At 61.4% G+C, this 15,954-nt stretch carries 17 protein-coding genes; 10 read left to right on the top strand and 7 right to left on the bottom strand.

All coding sequences use genetic code 11. The features are described 5' to 3' along the window. The first annotated feature begins 464 nt into the window (after nucleotides 1–464). The 4 genes from ASE72_RS20355 (at nucleotide 465) to ASE72_RS17255 (ending at nucleotide 4,042) form a co-directional block, all read left to right on the top strand. The gene (locus ASE72_RS20355; RefSeq protein WP_156350607.1) at nucleotides 465–713 is read left to right on the top strand and encodes a DUF6894 family protein; all 249 of its coding nucleotides are present in this window, start codon (nucleotides 465–467) and stop codon (nucleotides 711–713) included. Between the two features lie 27 nt (nucleotides 714–740). Next, nucleotides 741–923, top strand: coding sequence for a hypothetical protein (locus tag ASE72_RS21130; RefSeq protein ID WP_327196493.1), 183 nt, complete (start codon nucleotides 741–743; stop codon nucleotides 921–923). A 66-nt stretch (nucleotides 924–989) separates the two neighbouring features. Beyond that, nucleotides 990–1,241, top strand: coding sequence for a MucR family transcriptional regulator (locus ASE72_RS21125; RefSeq protein ID WP_443024786.1), 252 nt, complete (start codon nucleotides 990–992; stop codon nucleotides 1,239–1,241). A 425-nt stretch (nucleotides 1,242–1,666) separates the two neighbouring features. Further along, nucleotides 1,667–4,042 carry a calcium-binding protein gene (locus ASE72_RS17255; protein ID WP_056024539.1) on the top strand — a complete coding sequence of 792 codons (2,376 nt, stop codon included), beginning with the start codon at nucleotides 1,667–1,669 and terminating at the stop codon, nucleotides 4,040–4,042. A 10-nt stretch (nucleotides 4,043–4,052) separates the two neighbouring features. On the opposite strand, the gene ASE72_RS21230 is transcribed toward ASE72_RS17255, so the two are convergent. Then, entirely contained in the window at nucleotides 4,053–4,265 is a 213-nt protein-coding gene (locus ASE72_RS21230; RefSeq protein ID WP_156350640.1) for a helix-turn-helix domain-containing protein, read from the bottom strand. A gap of 310 nt (nucleotides 4,266–4,575) precedes the next feature. Here ASE72_RS21230 and ASE72_RS17250 point away from each other — a divergent pair, with 310 nt between their 5' ends. Beyond that, nucleotides 4,576–5,094, top strand: a complete 519-nt coding sequence (locus ASE72_RS17250) for a general stress protein (protein WP_156350605.1) — start codon at nucleotides 4,576–4,578, stop codon at nucleotides 5,092–5,094. A gap of 441 nt (nucleotides 5,095–5,535) precedes the next feature. Here ASE72_RS17250 and ASE72_RS19810 read toward each other — a convergent pair whose 3' ends face one another. From ASE72_RS19810 to ASE72_RS17235, 3 genes are all read right to left on the bottom strand, one after another. Next, nucleotides 5,536–6,294 (bottom strand): IS5 family transposase, encoded by a 759-nt coding sequence (locus ASE72_RS19810; protein WP_082446249.1) that lies wholly within the window; start codon nucleotides 6,292–6,294, stop codon nucleotides 5,536–5,538. Nucleotides 6,295–6,588: 294 nt separating this feature from the next. Then, nucleotides 6,589–8,928 (bottom strand): putative bifunctional diguanylate cyclase/phosphodiesterase, encoded by a 2,340-nt coding sequence (locus tag ASE72_RS17240; RefSeq protein ID WP_056024533.1) that lies wholly within the window; start codon nucleotides 8,926–8,928, stop codon nucleotides 6,589–6,591. Continuing rightward, nucleotides 8,928–9,527 (bottom strand): hypothetical protein, encoded by a 600-nt coding sequence (locus ASE72_RS17235; protein ID WP_056024529.1) that lies wholly within the window; start codon nucleotides 9,525–9,527, stop codon nucleotides 8,928–8,930. Before ASE72_RS17235 ends, ASE72_RS17240 begins: the two co-directional genes overlap by 1 nt. Nucleotides 9,528–9,662: 135 nt before the next feature. Between ASE72_RS17235 and ASE72_RS17230 the strand changes: the two genes are divergently transcribed. The 4 genes from ASE72_RS17230 to ASE72_RS17215 all read left to right on the top strand — a co-directional run bounded on the left by ASE72_RS17230 (nucleotide 9,663) and on the right by ASE72_RS17215 (nucleotide 12,568). Beyond that, a complete protein-coding gene (locus ASE72_RS17230; RefSeq protein WP_056024526.1) occupies nucleotides 9,663–10,559 on the top strand; it encodes a DUF3034 family protein in 897 nt (298 codons plus the stop codon). A gap of 12 nt (nucleotides 10,560–10,571) precedes the next feature. Further along, a complete protein-coding gene (locus tag ASE72_RS17225) occupies nucleotides 10,572–11,042 on the top strand; it encodes a group I truncated hemoglobin (protein ID WP_056024523.1) in 471 nt (156 codons plus the stop codon). 151 nt (nucleotides 11,043–11,193) lie between these two features. Continuing rightward, complete coding sequence (locus tag ASE72_RS17220; RefSeq protein WP_056024520.1) at nucleotides 11,194–11,988, top strand: AraC family transcriptional regulator; 795 nt, start codon at nucleotides 11,194–11,196, stop codon at nucleotides 11,986–11,988. 136 nt (nucleotides 11,989–12,124) lie between these two features. Next, nucleotides 12,125–12,568, top strand: coding sequence for an SgcJ/EcaC family oxidoreductase (locus ASE72_RS17215; protein WP_162235496.1), 444 nt, complete (start codon nucleotides 12,125–12,127; stop codon nucleotides 12,566–12,568). A 240-nt stretch (nucleotides 12,569–12,808) separates the two neighbouring features. On the opposite strand, the gene ASE72_RS21120 is transcribed toward ASE72_RS17215, so the two are convergent. The 3 genes from ASE72_RS21120 to ASE72_RS17205 form a co-directional block, all read right to left on the bottom strand. After that, a complete protein-coding gene (locus ASE72_RS21120) occupies nucleotides 12,809–13,021 on the bottom strand; it encodes a VOC family protein (RefSeq protein WP_327196495.1) in 213 nt (70 codons plus the stop codon). A 48-nt stretch (nucleotides 13,022–13,069) separates the two neighbouring features. Further along, the coding region (locus tag ASE72_RS20340; RefSeq protein WP_156350638.1) for a VOC family protein at nucleotides 13,070–13,370 on the bottom strand (301 nt) is incomplete at its 3' end. Nucleotides 13,371–13,758: 388 nt separating this feature from the next. Beyond that, nucleotides 13,759–14,646 carry a LysR family transcriptional regulator gene (locus tag ASE72_RS17205; RefSeq protein ID WP_056024513.1) on the bottom strand — a complete coding sequence of 296 codons (888 nt, stop codon included), beginning with the start codon at nucleotides 14,644–14,646 and terminating at the stop codon, nucleotides 13,759–13,761. A gap of 95 nt (nucleotides 14,647–14,741) precedes the next feature. Here ASE72_RS17205 and ASE72_RS17200 point away from each other — a divergent pair, with 95 nt between their 5' ends. Beyond that, nucleotides 14,742–15,845, top strand: coding sequence for an aldo/keto reductase (locus tag ASE72_RS17200; RefSeq protein WP_056024510.1), 1,104 nt, complete (start codon nucleotides 14,742–14,744; stop codon nucleotides 15,843–15,845). The last annotated feature ends 109 nt before the right edge of the window (nucleotides 15,846–15,954 follow it).

The following is a 15,954-nucleotide window of genomic DNA, read 5'->3' as shown; positions in this document are numbered from 1 at the left end:
AAAACTGACGAGATCAATCTCGGTATTCCACTGACCTCTGCCCTGGCAGACCGGACACATAGCATCCAGGCTGCCTTTACGCGGCTGGAGCGGAACGATGTCGAAGGCGTGGGGGCTTTCCGGACCGTCGCAATAGACGATGTTGCTGGCGTGAGGCATGCCCCTCACTCGCGGAGCGACCGTGATAATGCAATACACCCTCGGTACGCTTGGGTATGCCGCCCCGGTAACTGACCTAAGTTGCTCTTGATGCCCGTCTCGACGTTCCCTCCGTAGACGCAAAGTCGTTCCAGCTACGTGAGTCGAAGGCCGGGCATAGACTGAACCCCGGGCTTACCATCCCGTCGCCTCCAACGAATGCGCGCTGCGGACAAACTTGATACTGATCCACGGCAGCACGTCTTTTGTGAAAAGCAGCAACCTGTGATCTCCGTGCCCGTTTGGGAGATCAGAGGAGCATCACGATGGCACGATACTTCTTCAATACCGCTGACGACCGGCATGACCCTGATAGTGAGGGCACTGAATTGGTTGATGACGCGGCTGCAAGGAAGCATGCTATCGTTTTTGCAGGTCAGATAATGCATGGAGAACCAGCTGTCTTATGGGACGGTAGTGATTTTGTTGTCGACGTGACGAACGACCGGGGTCTGATGCTTTTCAGGCTGACAGCTTATGTTACCAATGCGCCAGCCGGCGGCGATACTAAGTAAGCATTTCGCGCTGCAATGGAGGGTCCGATGTCCGAGCATACTGGTGAGTTCAATACTATTGAATTGGCGATGAAACTAACGGTCGCGTGGTTGAGCAACCCCAACACGCGGGTGTCGGCTGCTGAGGTCACCGCGTTTCTAAACACAATGCGCGACTCAATCGCCGCACTGGCGGGTAGTGTGGAAGCGACGAGCATGGCTACCGACTAGCCTGCCGAAGATGTGCCTGCGGTATCAGTAAGAAAGTCTCTTTCCGATCCTGACCCCATCATCAGCATGATCGATGGGAAGAAGTACAAGACGTTGCGCCGCCATCTGTCGACGCATGGCATGACGCCAGCAGAATATCGGGTGCGCTATGGCCTTAAGCTTGACTACCCGATTGTCGCTGCAAATTATTCCGATAACCGCCGAGCGATTGCGCTAAAGATCGGGCTAGGCCGCCAGTCTGAAAAAGCGAAACCAGGCAAGGCCGAGGCGGCTAAACCTTCGCCGCGAAAGCGCAAGGCTGCGGACGCAGCGGAGTAGACACTGATTTTACGCCAGCTGTGCTTCAGTTGGCGAGACGCCTATTGGACCACCGTCGCTAAGGTAGCTGTCGGCAGGCCGTTTGCCGGGTTGACCGTCATCGACTTGTGAAGCTGAAAAAGGCGGATATGGGCGTGCCTTGACCGCTCGCACCGCGACTTGTTAATTCGCTGCAGCTCCTGTTGGCATCGCGCTTCGTGATATGCTCGAGCGCGCTCAGCTTCTTCAGTCATTGTACTGCCCCCTCCGTTTCACAGGATATTCTGGAGGCGGGGTTGCCAAAAAATGAAAGAACCGGACCGCCTCAAATACGAGGCGAATGTAGCGCTTTGGGTCGTTAGGCCCTTTTCGGCCCTTTGACTCGTCTTGTACTGGCAACGCCCTCAAATCAATGTGCGGGCTAAGTATCAGGTGGGGAGAGGTTCATGCGTATCGATGGAACGTCGGCTGGGGATAACCTTCAGGGCACCGACGGCGACGACGTGATCAACGGCTTCAGCGGGTTCGACCAGATCAACGGCAGGGGCGGAAACGACGTCATCGACGGCGGTGCTGATAGCGATAGTATCGAGGGCGGCGCGGGTGATGACGTCCTTGATGGGGGCGATGGAAACGACTTCATCACGGATTTCGCGAGCGGGTCGGACACGCTGCGCGGCGGCACCGGGGCGGACTCGATCAGTGTCGGCCATTATGGCTCAATTGGTGCGCTTGAAACATTGGTTGTCGAGGCAGGGACTGGCGACGATCGGGTCGAACTCAATTCCTCAGCGCGAGGTACTATGACCGTCGACTTGGGCGATGGCGCAGATAAGATATCTCTCGGGTTTATATCAAACGCGGCCGTGACGATCAGCACCGGCGCTGGTCGTGACACAGTGACGCTTCAGCAGTCAGCGTTTTTGAATTCGGCACCCGTGCTGACTGATTTTCAAGTCGGCGACCTTGGCGACGTGTTCGACATCGGTGATTATCTGGCGCGGAACGCATCAAATTTTGATGGATCAAATCCGTTTGGAGCCAGCGGACATCTGCGCCTACGCCAGTCGGATGCCGATGCATTGCTCGAATTTGATCGCGACGGCATTGTTGGAACAGGGTCGAGCTTCACGACGCTGATCCGATTCAGTAACGCCGATGCGAGGGCGTTCACAGCCGCCAATATAGGCGGGTACGCGCCCTCTGGCGATCCAGTTCAAGGCGCAGTAATCTCCGGCACCGAAAATTCGGAGAGCCTGACGGGAACCGTCGGTGCAGACACCATCACAGGGTTGGGTGGGTTCGATCAGATCGACGGGCGCAGTGGGAATGACATCATCGATGGAGGTGCGGGGTCAGACAATATCCAGGGCGGCTTCGGCGATGACGTAGTCGACGGCGGCGATGGGGACGACTTCATCAGCGACAATGGTGGCTCAGACACGCTTCGCGGCGGGACGGGAAACGACATTATCACCGTTTCCCACTCCCCCAGTGGCCCGACGACCGTAGCTGAGACGATACGAGTTGACGGTGGATCGGGCGATGACCGCGTCGGATACTATGTGTTCACAACCGGCACGGGTACTATTGATCTTGGCGAAGGTGCGGATCGGCTCATGTTGGGGAACGGTCCAGGCGCCGTACGAGCAACGCTAGGGGCTGGGCGCGACCAAGTAGAACTGTCGAGCTTCGCGGCCCAAAATGCGGTCCCGGTAATCACCGACTTTACCAGTGGGGTTGCCGGCGACAACATTGAGATTACGTCTAATTTCGCCTTTGGCTTCCAAGGCTGGGACGGGTCCAATCCGTTCGGTGCGAGCGGTTATCTTCGCTTGGTTCAAGCGGGACCGGACACTCTATTTCAGATTGACCGCGATGGCGCATTCGGCCGTAATGCCGGTTTCCAGACGCTTGCCCGCCTAGAGAATGTTAGCGCAGCATCGCTTACTGCGGACAATTTTAGCGGGTACGCACCGACCTTCATCGCCGCGGCTGACCTCGCGACTGCATTCGTGACGGCGCCCACGTTGGTTACTGAAGGTGTGGATTCCTCGTTCACGCTAGGACTAACACTCAAGAACGTGACGAATGTCGGTACCGCGGTGACGATGTCGTTCTTGAACGATCGATCGACCGCCGCCAACGGCGCAGACGTGAATGTAGGCAGCTTCTCTGGCACCTTCTCCGTTACCCAATCGGCCGCAGGCGACTACCTGATCAACCTTGGTAGAATTGCCGTGCTGGACGATGCCGCAGTCGAGAGCGAAGAAACCATAGCAATCCGGATTACCGCAAGCGGCCAGACGTTCGAGACCGGCACTGACAGCATCGTCGTTGAGATCAAACTACGTAGCGACGATCCTTCGGGCACGGCAGATGCGGATACGCTGATCGGGACACCAGGCGGCGATGTGCTGCGTGGACTCGCAGGTGCGGACTCGTTGTCTGGCCTGGCGGGACGCGACCTGTTGGAGGGCGGATTAGGCAATGACCTTTTGCTCGGCGGTACTGACGGAGACGTTTTCCTGTTTACTGGCAGTGGCTTAGGCAATGACCGTATTGGAGACTTTGGCCTAGACGATGTGCTCGTGACGACCCGAAAAATTATAGACAAGGATGGTGACGGGGTGATCTTGTTCGGGTCAGACCGCGACCTCGATTTCACGGGAGGCGGTCAAGTGGTGATTACGACAGATGCACGCGCGCGGCTAACGAGCCTGGAATATGACGGCGCCTTCGCTGTCGGCGACCTGACGTACTTTGTTTATAGTCGGATCGGGTCGGTGGCGGGGGTTTCGGACGCAGACCTGCTACTATGAAAGAACGATCCTACGCTTGTAGCATTGCCGAGCGTGCTCGGAATTTACCGCCTCTGCGGCGTCGTGCGCGGTGCGCGCGGCCATGCCACAAGCGGTAGACTATTCGAGGCGTACATCCCAGCAATTCGGCCATCTGATTTTCAGTCCGGCCGAGCCGATACAGCCGCATGATCTGCTCATTCCTATCGGGCTTGCGCAACGATCGGGGGCGTCCGGTTGATATTTGCTCGGGAGGTTAAGCAGGACCGTAAGCTGCCAGGCGGGAATCTTCGGTTATTGGAGCGCGCCGTGATCGAGAACGCGGTGCGAGATGGAAGCAACTGGGTTTTAGCAGCAATCGTTATAGCTCGTGCCAGTGAATATCTCGATCATTGTTGATCGGCATAGCGAGTTAATCGCCGGTGCAGCGCCTCCTTGCGCTTTGTCGCAACAATCAAGGTTACTACGGCGCTAACCCTCAATATCTGGAACGATAGGAAGTCGGCGCGACTTCTAAGCTCATCTTTAACCGCCATTATCGACTGGATCTAATGATGACCACGAACTTGGTATCCGCCGTCTTCGACAATCACGCCGAAGCAGAGCGCGCCGTGTCGGAGCTTCGCGCTGCCGGTGTCAATGACAGCGCCATTTCGATCGTAGCTCAGCACGACGGCAAAAACACGACCACAGATGGCAACGGCGACACCCAGGAGTTCGTCGGCAAGGTTGCTGCCGGCGCTGGTATCGGCACGCTGCTCGGTATCGCTGCCCTTGCCATTCCAGGCGTCGGTCCACTGGTCGCTGCTGGCGCGATCGCATCCGCGGCGATCCCCGCTGCAGCGGTAACCGGGGCAGCCCTTGGCGGCGCTGTTAGCGGGCTGGAGAAGGTGATGACCGACCACGGTGTAAGCCGCGTCGATGCCAGCTATTACGAAGGCCGGATCAACGAGGGTGGCGTTTTTGTCTCGGTCGACACCAATGCGGCAGGCATCACGTCTGAGGAGGCAGCGGATGTGCTGTATCGGTCGGGCGGACACACCTCGACGCGTACGAAGGTGGCGATGGCTTAACGCGCTGGATTGTTTGGGAGCGAGACATCGGCACCGTCCCGATCCGGGAATGGATCAGGCCGTTCGTCTTGTAGTCTCGGCTGGCATCAGCGACACCATGAAGCGAGCTCGCTTACCCAAGACGGCGAAGGCTCGGTATCCCGCCCGCGGCATATGCGGTGTCACACGGAGCGGGCGGGGTGCTTCACCATGATTTAACCACGCCGCGGTACTGCCTGGCTCGAGGCTTTCGCTTCAAGTGTAGAGTACCTCAGCGCCCCGCCTGTTTCAGTCACACGGACACGCGGGGCGCTTATCGATTGCCCGGCTCTATCGAACGCCGAACCTGCCCTGTAGTTCTCGTCATCATCGTTTCGCTTGCGACCGGCCAAGACGTTCTCAAGCTCAGACAGCTAATGCGGTGCGTCGATGTGCCGCGCTGCTAGGGTCAGGACTCATTGGTCAGAGCCAGAAGATGACGGTGGCCGCGAGCGCGACGGCAGAGAAGAAGACGGTTGGGCAGCGGTCGTAGCGAGTGGCGACGCGGCGCCAATCCTTCAGACAGCCGAACATGATCTCGATGCGGCTGCGGCGCCGGTAGCGGCGCTTGTCGTATTTGACCGGCTCGTTGCGCGATCTGCGGCCCGGGATGCATGGCTGGATGCCCTTGGCTTCCAGGGCGTCCCTGAACCAATCGGCGTCATAACCACGGTCGCCAAGCAGCCACTGTGCTTTCGGCAGATCGTCGAGCAAGGCTGCCGCGCCGGTGTAGTCGCTGACCTGCCCGGCGGTCATGAAGAAGCTCAAGGGCCGCCCATCCGCATCGCTGACGGCGTGCAGACTGGTGTTCATGCCGCCTTTCGTGCGGCCGATCAGGCGGCCGAGATCCCCTTTTTTTTCCCGCAGACTCGATGCCGTGCGGTGTGCCTTCAGGTAGGTCGCGTCGATCATGACCGTTTTCGGTACGGCTTCCGCTGCCGCGAGCCCCTCCATCATGCGCAAGAAGACACCCCTCTCGCCCCACCGCTTCCAGCGATTGTAGTGCGTCTTGTGCGGCCCATAGTCCTTCGGCGCATCACACCAGCGTAGCCCGTTGCGATTGACGAAAACGATGCCGCTGAGCACCCGCCGATCATCGACCCGAGGCTTGCCATGGCTCTTGGGAAAGAACGGTTGCAGACGCGCCATCTGCTCATCCGTCAGCCAGTACAGGTCGCTCATCCACGCTCTCCTCACGGAGCCTGAATCAGATCGCGCCTCTCACATCAATGGGTCCTGACCCTAACGAAGGACGACCCATAAGTCGCTGTTCAGAGGCCTCCCCGGCTTTCCCAACTTCAGACGCTCGTTAATCTTAGCCAGACGGTCTCGATCGGCCACCAAAGCCGGCCTCGGAGAGCAAAAAGTGAGACAAAACCGTCGTCCGGGTAATCTGGCGTGAAAGTCGGGTTTTGGATATCCGGCCATCTTCAGACGTCGTGCGCCGCCTTGAGGGGATGCCCCCTCTTCCATCCGTTAGGCAGCCTGGCTCGTTCTATTCTCGAGCAGCCCGGCGATACGGCAACTCGCAACTGGTCGGCTGAATAGAAACCCCTGGATATTACCGCAGCCCTCGCCGCGCAGCAGGTCGAGCTGCCCGATATCTTCGACGCCCTCGGCGGTCGTTTCCATGTGCAGCGCGGTCGCCAAGTCTACGATCGCGCGGACGATCGCCGCGGCGCTCGGATCGCTGGCGATGCTAGTGATGAACGAGCGGTCGATCTTGATCTTGTCGAACGGGAAGCTGCGGAGGTAGCTGAGCGACGAATAGCCGGTGCCGAAATCGTCGAGCGCAACCCGGATGCCCATCGCGCGCAGCTTGTGCAGCAACGCGATCACCGGCCCCTCGCCGTCAAGGAAGACTGATTCTGTGATCTCGATCTCGAGCCGGTCGGGTGCCAGCCCACTACGCGAGAGCGCCTGGAGAATGATCGCCTGGAACCCGGTGTTGCGAAACTGCAGCGGCGACACGTTTACCGCGACGCGGACATGCTCGGGCCAGTGTATCGCCTGACGGCAGGCCTCCTGCATCACCCATTCGCCGATCGCGATGATCAGCCCGGTATCCTCGGCGATCGGAATAAATTCGGCCGGGGGAATGATGCCGCGCTCCGGGTGATGCCAGCGCACCAGCGCTTCAAACCCGCCGATCCGGTCGGCCTTCAGGTCGAACACAGGCTGGTAGTTGAGGACGAAATGGCCCGCCTGAATCGCTTCACGAAGGTCGAGTTCGACCTGCCGACGCCAGCGCGCCGCGGCGTCGAGCGCAGGTTCGAAGAACCGGAAGACGCCGCGACCGTCTTCTTTCGCGAGATACAGTGCGAGATCGGCATTCTTGAGGAGTTCGTCGGCATCCTCGCCGTCGACCGGGCCGATCGCGATGCCGATGCTGACCGCCGTCGCGATCCGGTGGCCATCGGCCTCGACCGGCTGGCGCATCACGTCGAGGATGCTCTGTGCGAGGACGCGCGGGCGATCGGCATCGAACTGGCCCGACAGGATCACCGCATATTCGTCACCGCCGAGTCGCGAAACCAGCCCGTCGGGCGCGACCTCGCTCAACATCGCGCCGATCGCTTTCAGCAACGCATCGCCGACCGGATGGCCGAGCGTGTCGTTCACGCCCTTGAAGCGATCAAGATCAAGACACAGCACCGCGATCGCCCCGCCGGTCCGCCCGACTTGAAGGATCGCCTGGTCAAGCGACTGACGAAAATACGTCCGGTTGGGCAGGCCGGTGAGGACGTCGTGGAACGCGAGATGCGTGATCCGGTTCTCGCGTTCGACGATACCGACCGACATCCGATTGAAGCTGGCGGCGAGCCTGCCGATCTCGTCGCGGCCCTTCACGACGATATGGGCGCGCCCCCCCTCCTCCAGCGCTCGCGCGGCAGCGTCCAGCGCGGCGATTGGTCCGGCGATCCCCCTCGCCAGCCGCCTGCTGCCGAGCACGACGAGGATCAGCCCGGCCAATCCGGCGAGCGCGATGCCCGCCTGCAACGGCAGGTACGGGGTCAGTGCGGCGTTGAGCGGATAGCGGATTAGAATTGCCGCCTGCGGTCGACGCGTTAGTCCGGCAAGCGGCTTTGCGATCGCGAAAGCGCGTCCGATTGACAGGTTGAGCGTCGCAAGAGTCCGGGTTGATTGCGATGCGTCGACCAGATCGTCGACCGCGGAGTCGGATCCGATCGACCTGTCCGCCGCGTGCCAGCGCCCTGCGCCATCGCTTCGCATGATCGTTGCGATCAGCGGGATCGCGGACAAGCGTTCGAGAGCGCGCATCTCGGTGCCGTCGAGCCGCACTGCGAAGACCACCCAGCCGATCTGCGTCGGTGCCATGACCGGTGAGAGGATCAATCGGTACACCCGCCCCGCCACCACTACAACCGCGTCACGCCGGCCGTCCGGCACCGCGAACGGGAACCGGGCAGCCGTCGAGGCAAGTGCGCCTGAGGGGCCGGTAACCTGACCGTCCTGATCAACCACGAACGCGGCGGTGACCTCGGCCCGTTGGCTGATATTGGCGAGCGCGGACGCGATCGTCGGCCGGTCGCCGCTGGCGACCGCGGCCCGGAATCCAAAATCTCGCGACAACAGGTTCGCGGACGCAATCAACGATTGCGACCTGAGCGACCAGATCCGATCGTAGACGCTGCCGCTGGCAATGAGTTCCTGGCGCACGGAGTCGCGCGCGTGCGTCCAGATCATGGCCTGCGCGACGAACGCGAGTATCACCAGCGTCACCGCGAACAGGCTCGCATATAGCACCGACAGCTTGGTCCGGAGATGGCGGAACCGCGGCGGGCGTAAAGGCATCACCGGTGCAGCACGAAGGTCGTGGCAAAGCCGGTCGCGGCAACATCGATCGGCTGGGACGCAGTGCTGCCGGGCGCCCGGATCGAGGGGTGCCAGACGCGGACCGTCGCTGTGCCTGGGGGCACGCCGGCAATGCTGACATGCCCAGCCTGGTCGGTCAGTCCGGCAAACGGGGTGGCGGTCACGAACACGAACCCGCTCATCGAATCATGAATGTTGCAGCCTAGCGGGACCACGCCCGGACGGTCGAACAGGACGGTGCGCGACTCCTCCTGCCCGTAGAGTTTCAGGTCGAACTTCCTGGCCTTCGAAAACGAATAGACGTGGTGACGCACCCGATCGCGATTGGGGAAGCCGACCGTCGCGCCGACGGGGACGATCAGCACATGCGGTTGAAACGCGATGTCCCGCTGCTCGATCATGTACGGCCCCCGCACCGTCACCCCAGGCGCCTTGGGCGTCTCGATCGTCACCACCGCGCCCGGCAGCGGCTTGCCGTCGAAACCACGGACATCGATCACCACCGGGCCGGCATGCGCAGCGACAGGCAGCGCAGACGCCGCGAACATCAGACTCAGGCGGAGGACAGATACGTGCATGCATCGGCCTCTAACAGTCGGAGAATTGCAAACCGGTAAACGTCATCGGCCTGTCATGCCTTTTCGAGCGGGCGACGCGTCGATGGCCTGGCGAGGGAGACCGACTATTAACCAATAGTCTCCAAGAAAGGCCGGATGATTCGTATTCCGCTTTCGACTGTTGCCGGATGTATTGCGAAGGTCGCGGTGGCGACCGCCGTCATGACGACGACCCCCGGCGCGGCACGCGAGGGTCGCGCCGGCGGCAAGCTGATGCTGACCAACGGCGTCACCACGATCGAAGGCAGTTCGGGTGGCGGCATCTCCACCTGGGCTCTGATCGCCGGCAACGAAACCGTCGACGGGATCGGCGGGTCCGCGCATGTCTCGGTCATCCTACTGCCGGACTACCGCTGGCAAAGCCACGGCGCAGCCATCGGCGTCCACGACCGGTGGGAACTGAGCTACGCCCGACAGAATCTCGACACACGCGACGTCGGTGCAACGCTCGGTATCGGCCGCGGCTACACGCTCAGCCAGGACGTGTTCGGTGCCAAGCTGCGCGTCGCCGGCGATGCCGTCTATGGCAGCCCCTACCTGCCCCAGATCGCGATCGGCATGCAGTACAAGCGCAGTTCCGATCCGCAGATCGTCGCCGCGGTTGGCGGACGCCACACCAGCGGATCCGATCTCTACGTCGCTGCCACCAAGCTCCTGCTGCGGCAGAGCATCCTGCTCAGCACCACGATCCGCTACACCAACGCCAACCAGAACGGCCTGCTCGGGTTCGGTGGCGATCGCGGTACGAATCGCCGCGTCCAGGTCGAGAGCACGCTCGGCTATCAAATCTCGCGCCAGCTCGTCGTCGGCGGCGAATACCGGTCGAAACCCGACAATCTCGGGTTCGCCACGGAAAATGACTGGAAGACCGTCTATGGCGCTTATGCGATCAATAAGAACCTGACTGCGACCGCGGCCCTTGTCGATCTCGGATCGATCGCGACGGCCGAGCGCCAACGCGGCGGCTTCCTGTCGCTCCAGACGGCCTTCTAGGGAGCGTTTTCGATGATCTTGCTTGCCCTGCTCGTCCTCCTCCAGACCACACCCACGCCACCGGGCGAGGACCCGGTCGCGCCCTATGCGATGAGCGACGCCAATGTCGGCGGTGGTCCGTTCAAGGGCGTTGCCATGCTTGAGGCGTTTCACGGGGTGGCTGGCATCGACCGGATCGTCGACGATCTGGTGAAGGCGAGCCAGGCCGATCCGCGGATCGGAGACATCTTCAAGGGGCAGGACATGATCCGCCTTCGCCGCACGCTGAAGGAGCAGTTCTGCGCCCTGTTGAACGGCGGCTGTAGCTATACCGGTCGCGACATGGCGACCGCGCACAAGAATCTCGGGATCCAGGCGAAGGACATGAATGCGCTGGTTGAAAACCTCCAGGCCGCCATGCGTCACGAGGGTGTGACGTTTCCAGCCCAAAACGCCTTCCTCGCCAAGCTTGCGGTAATGAAGTCGAACGTCGTCACCCGTTAGAAAATGACCCACAACTGGCCATTCATAGCTAGATTGCCGCTCCCCAACTTCAGACGCTTGTTCATACGGTTGGCACGGTGCCGAAGTCGGTCATGAACTCTCTGCCAGTGATGAAGCTAGCGCGCGCGGTTCGGTTGCGCGATGACGCAGCATGATCGTCGATCAACGCCAAGCTGATGCGAGTCTCAGGGGCGTCGTGCGCTCCTATGCCGAGCGGCAAGCGCAGCTTGGCGTGCATGCCGTGACATCACCCTTACCGGCGAGACCTGATCAATTCATCGAGTTTTATTTGCAGGACCGCTACCGGGTTTCGCACGATGACCGCGCAGCATCATTCGCGCCCGAGGTCGTGATCGTCGGCCCCCAGAGCTACCGGCGCACACGCCTCATCCTGTCCGGCAGCATCCATGTATTCACGATCCGATTTGAACCTGCTGGATTCCATGCTCTGTTCGGCACGCCGATGACCGCGTTGGTCAACGAGGGCATCGCGATCAGCGACGTCATCGGCCCGGCCGGGACGGATCTGCGGGATGCAGTCATGATGGCTTTCAACTTCGATGAGCGGGTCGGCGCCGCAGAGCGCTGGTTGAGGAGCAAACTTGATCGCTTATCCCCCGTCGACCCGGTGGCGTTTTCCGCTGCTGCGTTGCAACGTGCGGGGGGAAGGTTGAGCGTGCGCTCGCTTGCCCGGGGGGCTGAACTCAGTGACCGACAGTTCACGCGTCGGTTTGAGCGACAGGTCGGCCTCACCCCCAAACTGTTTGCGCGAACGGTACGACTAAATGCGGTACTCGACGCGAAGGTCCGCTCGCCGTGTGCTACCTGGACGGAGTTGGTCCACGACGCCGGTTATGCGGATCAGGCACACTTTGTACGCGATTGCCGTGCCCTCGCCGGAAGTCCTCCCACCAGCTTCTTTGCAGAATGGGCACGAGGGCGCTGACGCTTTTGTTCAATCGCGGCCGTGTCGCTAGCGCTAAACCGCCCGCACCTATGGAGGACGCGACATGGACCGGCGGCAAACGATATTGGGGCTACTTGCGGCAGGGCCGTTAATGAGCAGTGGGACAGGGGCGGCGATGCTGAACACGACGGCTGACAAGGTGCAGCGACTGGCGGAACGATACGCCGATGCGTGGAACGCCTCCGACATGGACGCGATGGCCAAGCTGTACGCTGGTGATGTGCACTGGGTGAACATCGTGGGCATGCATTGGCAGGGCAAGGCGCAGGTCGACCGAGCTTACCGTGCTTACTTCGACATCATGTTCAAGGGTGTCCCTCTGACACTCGAAGCAGTTGAATCCGTTGTCGCCCTGCCCGGAGGAGCTTTGGTTGCCGTGCTTCGATGGGCAGTTGGTGCATTCAGAACGCCCTTTGGCGAGCAGATGCCGCCAAGCCGCGATCGCATGTCACTCGTTCTGATCCCACGAGCCGATGAACTCGTGATCGCGCATGGTTCTAACGTTCAGATCAACGAGCAAGCGCGAAACTCTGACCCTATTCGCCAAAGGCAGCGATAGCTGACGCAGGATCGGAAACGCAGAGGTCCTGCTAATAGATGAGCTCGGGAGCTCTGCCCGACCTCCTTCGTCGGTTTCGGCGGCCAAGACCCACTTGCGGTCATTCGCGGCCTCTTTCTGGCTCCCCAATCTCTGCCATCCATTCAGGATTGCGGCAGAGAAGGTGCTGAGCCTTGGCCCTGCCCGCTGCCTCGCCAGCTTTCAAAAGGATGATGAGGCGGCAAAGCTTTTACCGACCCATTAACTGGCTGTCGGCTGCATAAGCTCTATCGTGATATGATCGGGGCCTGAAACGTAGGCCACCAACGTTCCCTTCCGTGGACCACCCGGGACCGGCAGCGGATTGCCTTTCGCCTTCCATCCTGCTGCTTCGACGCGGGCAATGGCGACGTGAATATCCTTTACGGTCAGAGCCAGGTGGGCCGCTCCGATCGATCCCGCGCCGCTGGGCACCGTCCCGTTCTGGAGCCCGTTTGAATATTCCAACAGTTCGACCACGTNTTACGGTCAGAGCCAGGTGGGCCGCTCCGATCGATCCCGCGCCGCTGGGCACCGTCCCGTTCTGGAGCCCGTTTGAATATTCCAACAGTTCGACCACGTGACCGTCTTGTGCCTTGACGATCGCCGTTTTCACACTCGGATCATCGACACCTGTCACCTGATGCAGGAAGTCGCCCCCCATCTCCGATTGCCGCTCAAGTGTGAAACCGAGCGCTCCCGTCCAGAACCGAACGGCTTCGTCCAAAGACGACACAGCGAAGCCTGTGTGGTCCACGGCAATTACGTTTGCGGCGTCCGTCATTACTGCCCTCTCACTGGTATGCCGGCCGTGCTTACCACGCGACCGTTCACCATAGTAAACCGCTTTCCCAAAACCCTTCCCCGCATAAACTTTCCCAATATGGGCTGGTGGACACGGAGAAACGGAAAGTCTTCGAGCCTCTTAAAGCAGCGGGTTCCCGGATGTGAAAGACCTTGGGAGCAGACGAGCTTGGTCATGCCGCGATCAGGCAACCAGCGGCCGCGGAGACCCAATTACAGGCGTTCGGACCGGCCGTCCCGTTTCCCAGCTTCAGACACTCGTTCATGCCCTTAGGTCTTTGAAAGTTGACGGCGACGTCGCTCACCAAAGCGCCTCGTGGTCATCCAGACCATCAACTGCTCTCAATCTTGTCAAAGCACATTTGCAATCACATGCGCATTGCCGCCACGAAGGCCTGAAAGGCGGCAGTCGGTTGACGTCGGCTCGGATAATAGAGGTGATTCGGGGGCAAGGTGGGTGCCCAGTCGGCCAGCACTTCGACCAGAGTACCGGCGGCCAGTTGCAGCGCGGCATGTGGCAGCGGCAGGCAAGTCACCCCCAGCCCTGCCACTGCAGCGTCGCGCATCACGTCGATATCGTTGGTGATGAAGTCGCTGCGGACTGACCGTTCCACCTTTCGGCCATCCCGCTCGAATTCCCAGCGGTGTACGACGCCAGAGGACGTGTATCGGTAACACAGACAACGATGAGCGGCGATACCGTCGGGATCGACGGGAGCGGGATGATCGGCGAGGTAGGCCGGCGCGGCGACGAAGACGAGCGGCACCGGCGCGCTGATACGGACCGATATCATGTCGGCCTGCAGGGTCTGGGCATGCCGGACCCCGCAATCAAATCGGTCCGCGACGATGTCGACGAACCCGTCGTCGACCACCAGTTCGACGGCGAGGTCGGGATAGGCGCGCGCAAAGTCGGCCAGCCGCGGCAGAATGGCGTAGATCGCCGCGACCCGGTGCGCGCTGACCCGGATCCGCCCCGCCGGCCGTTCGCGGGCATTGTCGAGATCGGCCAGCGCGCCCGCGACCGAGGCGATCGCCGGCCTCAACCGCACCAGCAGTTCCTCGCCTGCGGGCGTCGGCGCCAGCGACCGGGTGGTACGGTCGAGCAGCCGGACGCCCAGTTTCGTCTCAAGCGACCGCATCGCATGGCTCAAGGCGGAGGCGGACAATCCAAGACGCGTTGCCGCTCGTGCGAAGCTGCCAGCCTCGACGATAGTTTCGAACACCGCGAGACCGGACCAGAGATCACGATCCATTCCTGAACATCCTTCAGCAACCCATGCGCCGCAGACGATCTAATCCTCGGGCGGTCCGGCGTCCATCTGGAGGTGACACAACGCAGGATACCACCATGACCCTCGACACCTATCTCCCGCTTGGCCGCTCCGGCCTTCTCGTCAGCCCGCTGGCGCTCGGCACGATGACCTTCGGTACGCCGCGATGGGGTCTGGACGAGAGCGGCAGCCGTGCGGTGTTCGATCGCTACACTGATCTCGGTGGAAATTTCATCGACACCGCAGACGTTTATGCAGGCGGGCGATCGGAAGAGATGGTCGGCAGTTTCGTCGCCGCACAATCGTCGCGCGATCGGCTGGTGATCGCGACGAAATCGGGGTTTGCGACCGGTCATGGCTATCATGCAGGCGGCAATGGCGCGCGCCACATTCTAGCGTCCGTCGAAGGATCGCTCCGCCGCCTCCGGACGGACTTCATCGACCTGTACTGGGTGCATGTCTGGGACGGCGTCACCCCCGCCGAGGAACTGCTGCGGACGATGACCGCGCTCGTTGCAGCGGGCAAGATCCGCTATTGGGGCATATCCAATACCCCGGCCTGGTACGTCGCCGAACTCGCGACGCTGGCGCGAGTCCAGGGGGATCCGGCGCCGATCGGTCTGCAATATTTCTATTCGCTGGTCGAACGCGGGGTCGAAGCCGAGCATCTGCCGCTCGCGCGATCGGCGGGCATGGGTTTCGTGCCCTGGAGCCCCCTCGCCTATGGCATGCTCACCGGCAAATATGACCGCGCGACCGTCGAGGCGGGTCCGAAGCGCGCGGGCGGCGTCCCCAACCAGGCCGGGCAGGACGACACGGCGCGGCCCGTCGACGACAAGCGTCTCGATGGCGACAATCCGTTCGGCGACACGTTGTTCACCGAGCGCAACTGGCAGATCGTCGACGAACTGAAGCGCATCGCAGCAGAGATTAACGAGACGCCGGCGCGCGTCGCGCTGTCCTGGGTGGTCGGGCAGCCCGGGGTCGCATCAACGCTGCTGGGCGTGAGCCGGGCGGAGCAGGTAACCGACAATGTCGCCGCACTCAGCCTCACCCTGCCACCCGAGCACCGTGCGGCTCTCGATGCGGCGAGCGGTGGCAACCTGCCGTTTCTTTACGGCCTGTTCGCCCCTGCCGTGCGCAATCAAGTCGTCTTCGGCGGCGGAGACGTTCGAAGCTGAAACTTCATCCTCGAGCCGGCAGCCAGAGACTAAAGTCTGCGCCTGGGCCGGCTCCAATCGACGAGCCTGGCGTTTGGGGCCCTTCGGTCAGCTGCAAGTTCAGTCGCTG

Origin of the sequence: Sphingomonas sp. Leaf20, assembly GCF_001421535.1 — a bacterium.
Lineage (GTDB): Bacteria > Pseudomonadota > Alphaproteobacteria > Sphingomonadales > Sphingomonadaceae > Sphingomonas.
This window is presented reverse-complemented; position numbering and strand designations above follow the sequence as displayed.

Bases quoted from the DNA above. Each gene is read 5' to 3' on its own strand.
- ASE72_RS20355 (WP_156350607.1), top strand. From the start codon at position 465: ATGGCACGATACTTCTTCAATACCGCTGACGACCGGCATGACCCTGAT.
- ASE72_RS21130 (WP_327196493.1), top strand. From the start codon at position 741: ATGTCCGAGCATACTGGTGAGTTCAATACTATTGAATTGGCGATGAAA.
- ASE72_RS21125 (WP_443024786.1), top strand. From the start codon at position 990: ATGATCGATGGGAAGAAGTACAAGACGTTGCGCCGCCATCTGTCGACG.
- ASE72_RS17255 (WP_056024539.1), top strand. From the start codon at position 1,667: ATGCGTATCGATGGAACGTCGGCTGGGGATAACCTTCAGGGCACCGAC.
- ASE72_RS17250 (WP_156350605.1), top strand. From the start codon at position 4,576: ATGACCACGAACTTGGTATCCGCCGTCTTCGACAATCACGCCGAAGCA.
- ASE72_RS19810 (WP_082446249.1), bottom strand. From the start codon at position 6,294: ATGAGCGACCTGTACTGGCTGACGGATGAGCAGATGGCGCGTCTGCAA.
- ASE72_RS17240 (WP_056024533.1), bottom strand. From the start codon at position 8,928: ATGCCTTTACGCCCGCCGCGGTTCCGCCATCTCCGGACCAAGCTGTCG.
- ASE72_RS17235 (WP_056024529.1), bottom strand. From the start codon at position 9,527: ATGCACGTATCTGTCCTCCGCCTGAGTCTGATGTTCGCGGCGTCTGCG.
- ASE72_RS17230 (WP_056024526.1), top strand. From the start codon at position 9,663: ATGATTCGTATTCCGCTTTCGACTGTTGCCGGATGTATTGCGAAGGTC.
- ASE72_RS17225 (WP_056024523.1), top strand. From the start codon at position 10,572: ATGATCTTGCTTGCCCTGCTCGTCCTCCTCCAGACCACACCCACGCCA.
- ASE72_RS17220 (WP_056024520.1), top strand. From the start codon at position 11,194: ATGATCGTCGATCAACGCCAAGCTGATGCGAGTCTCAGGGGCGTCGTG.
- ASE72_RS17215 (WP_162235496.1), top strand. From the start codon at position 12,125: ATGCTGAACACGACGGCTGACAAGGTGCAGCGACTGGCGGAACGATAC.
- ASE72_RS17205 (WP_056024513.1), bottom strand. From the start codon at position 14,646: ATGGATCGTGATCTCTGGTCCGGTCTCGCGGTGTTCGAAACTATCGTC.
- ASE72_RS17200 (WP_056024510.1), top strand. From the start codon at position 14,742: ATGACCCTCGACACCTATCTCCCGCTTGGCCGCTCCGGCCTTCTCGTC.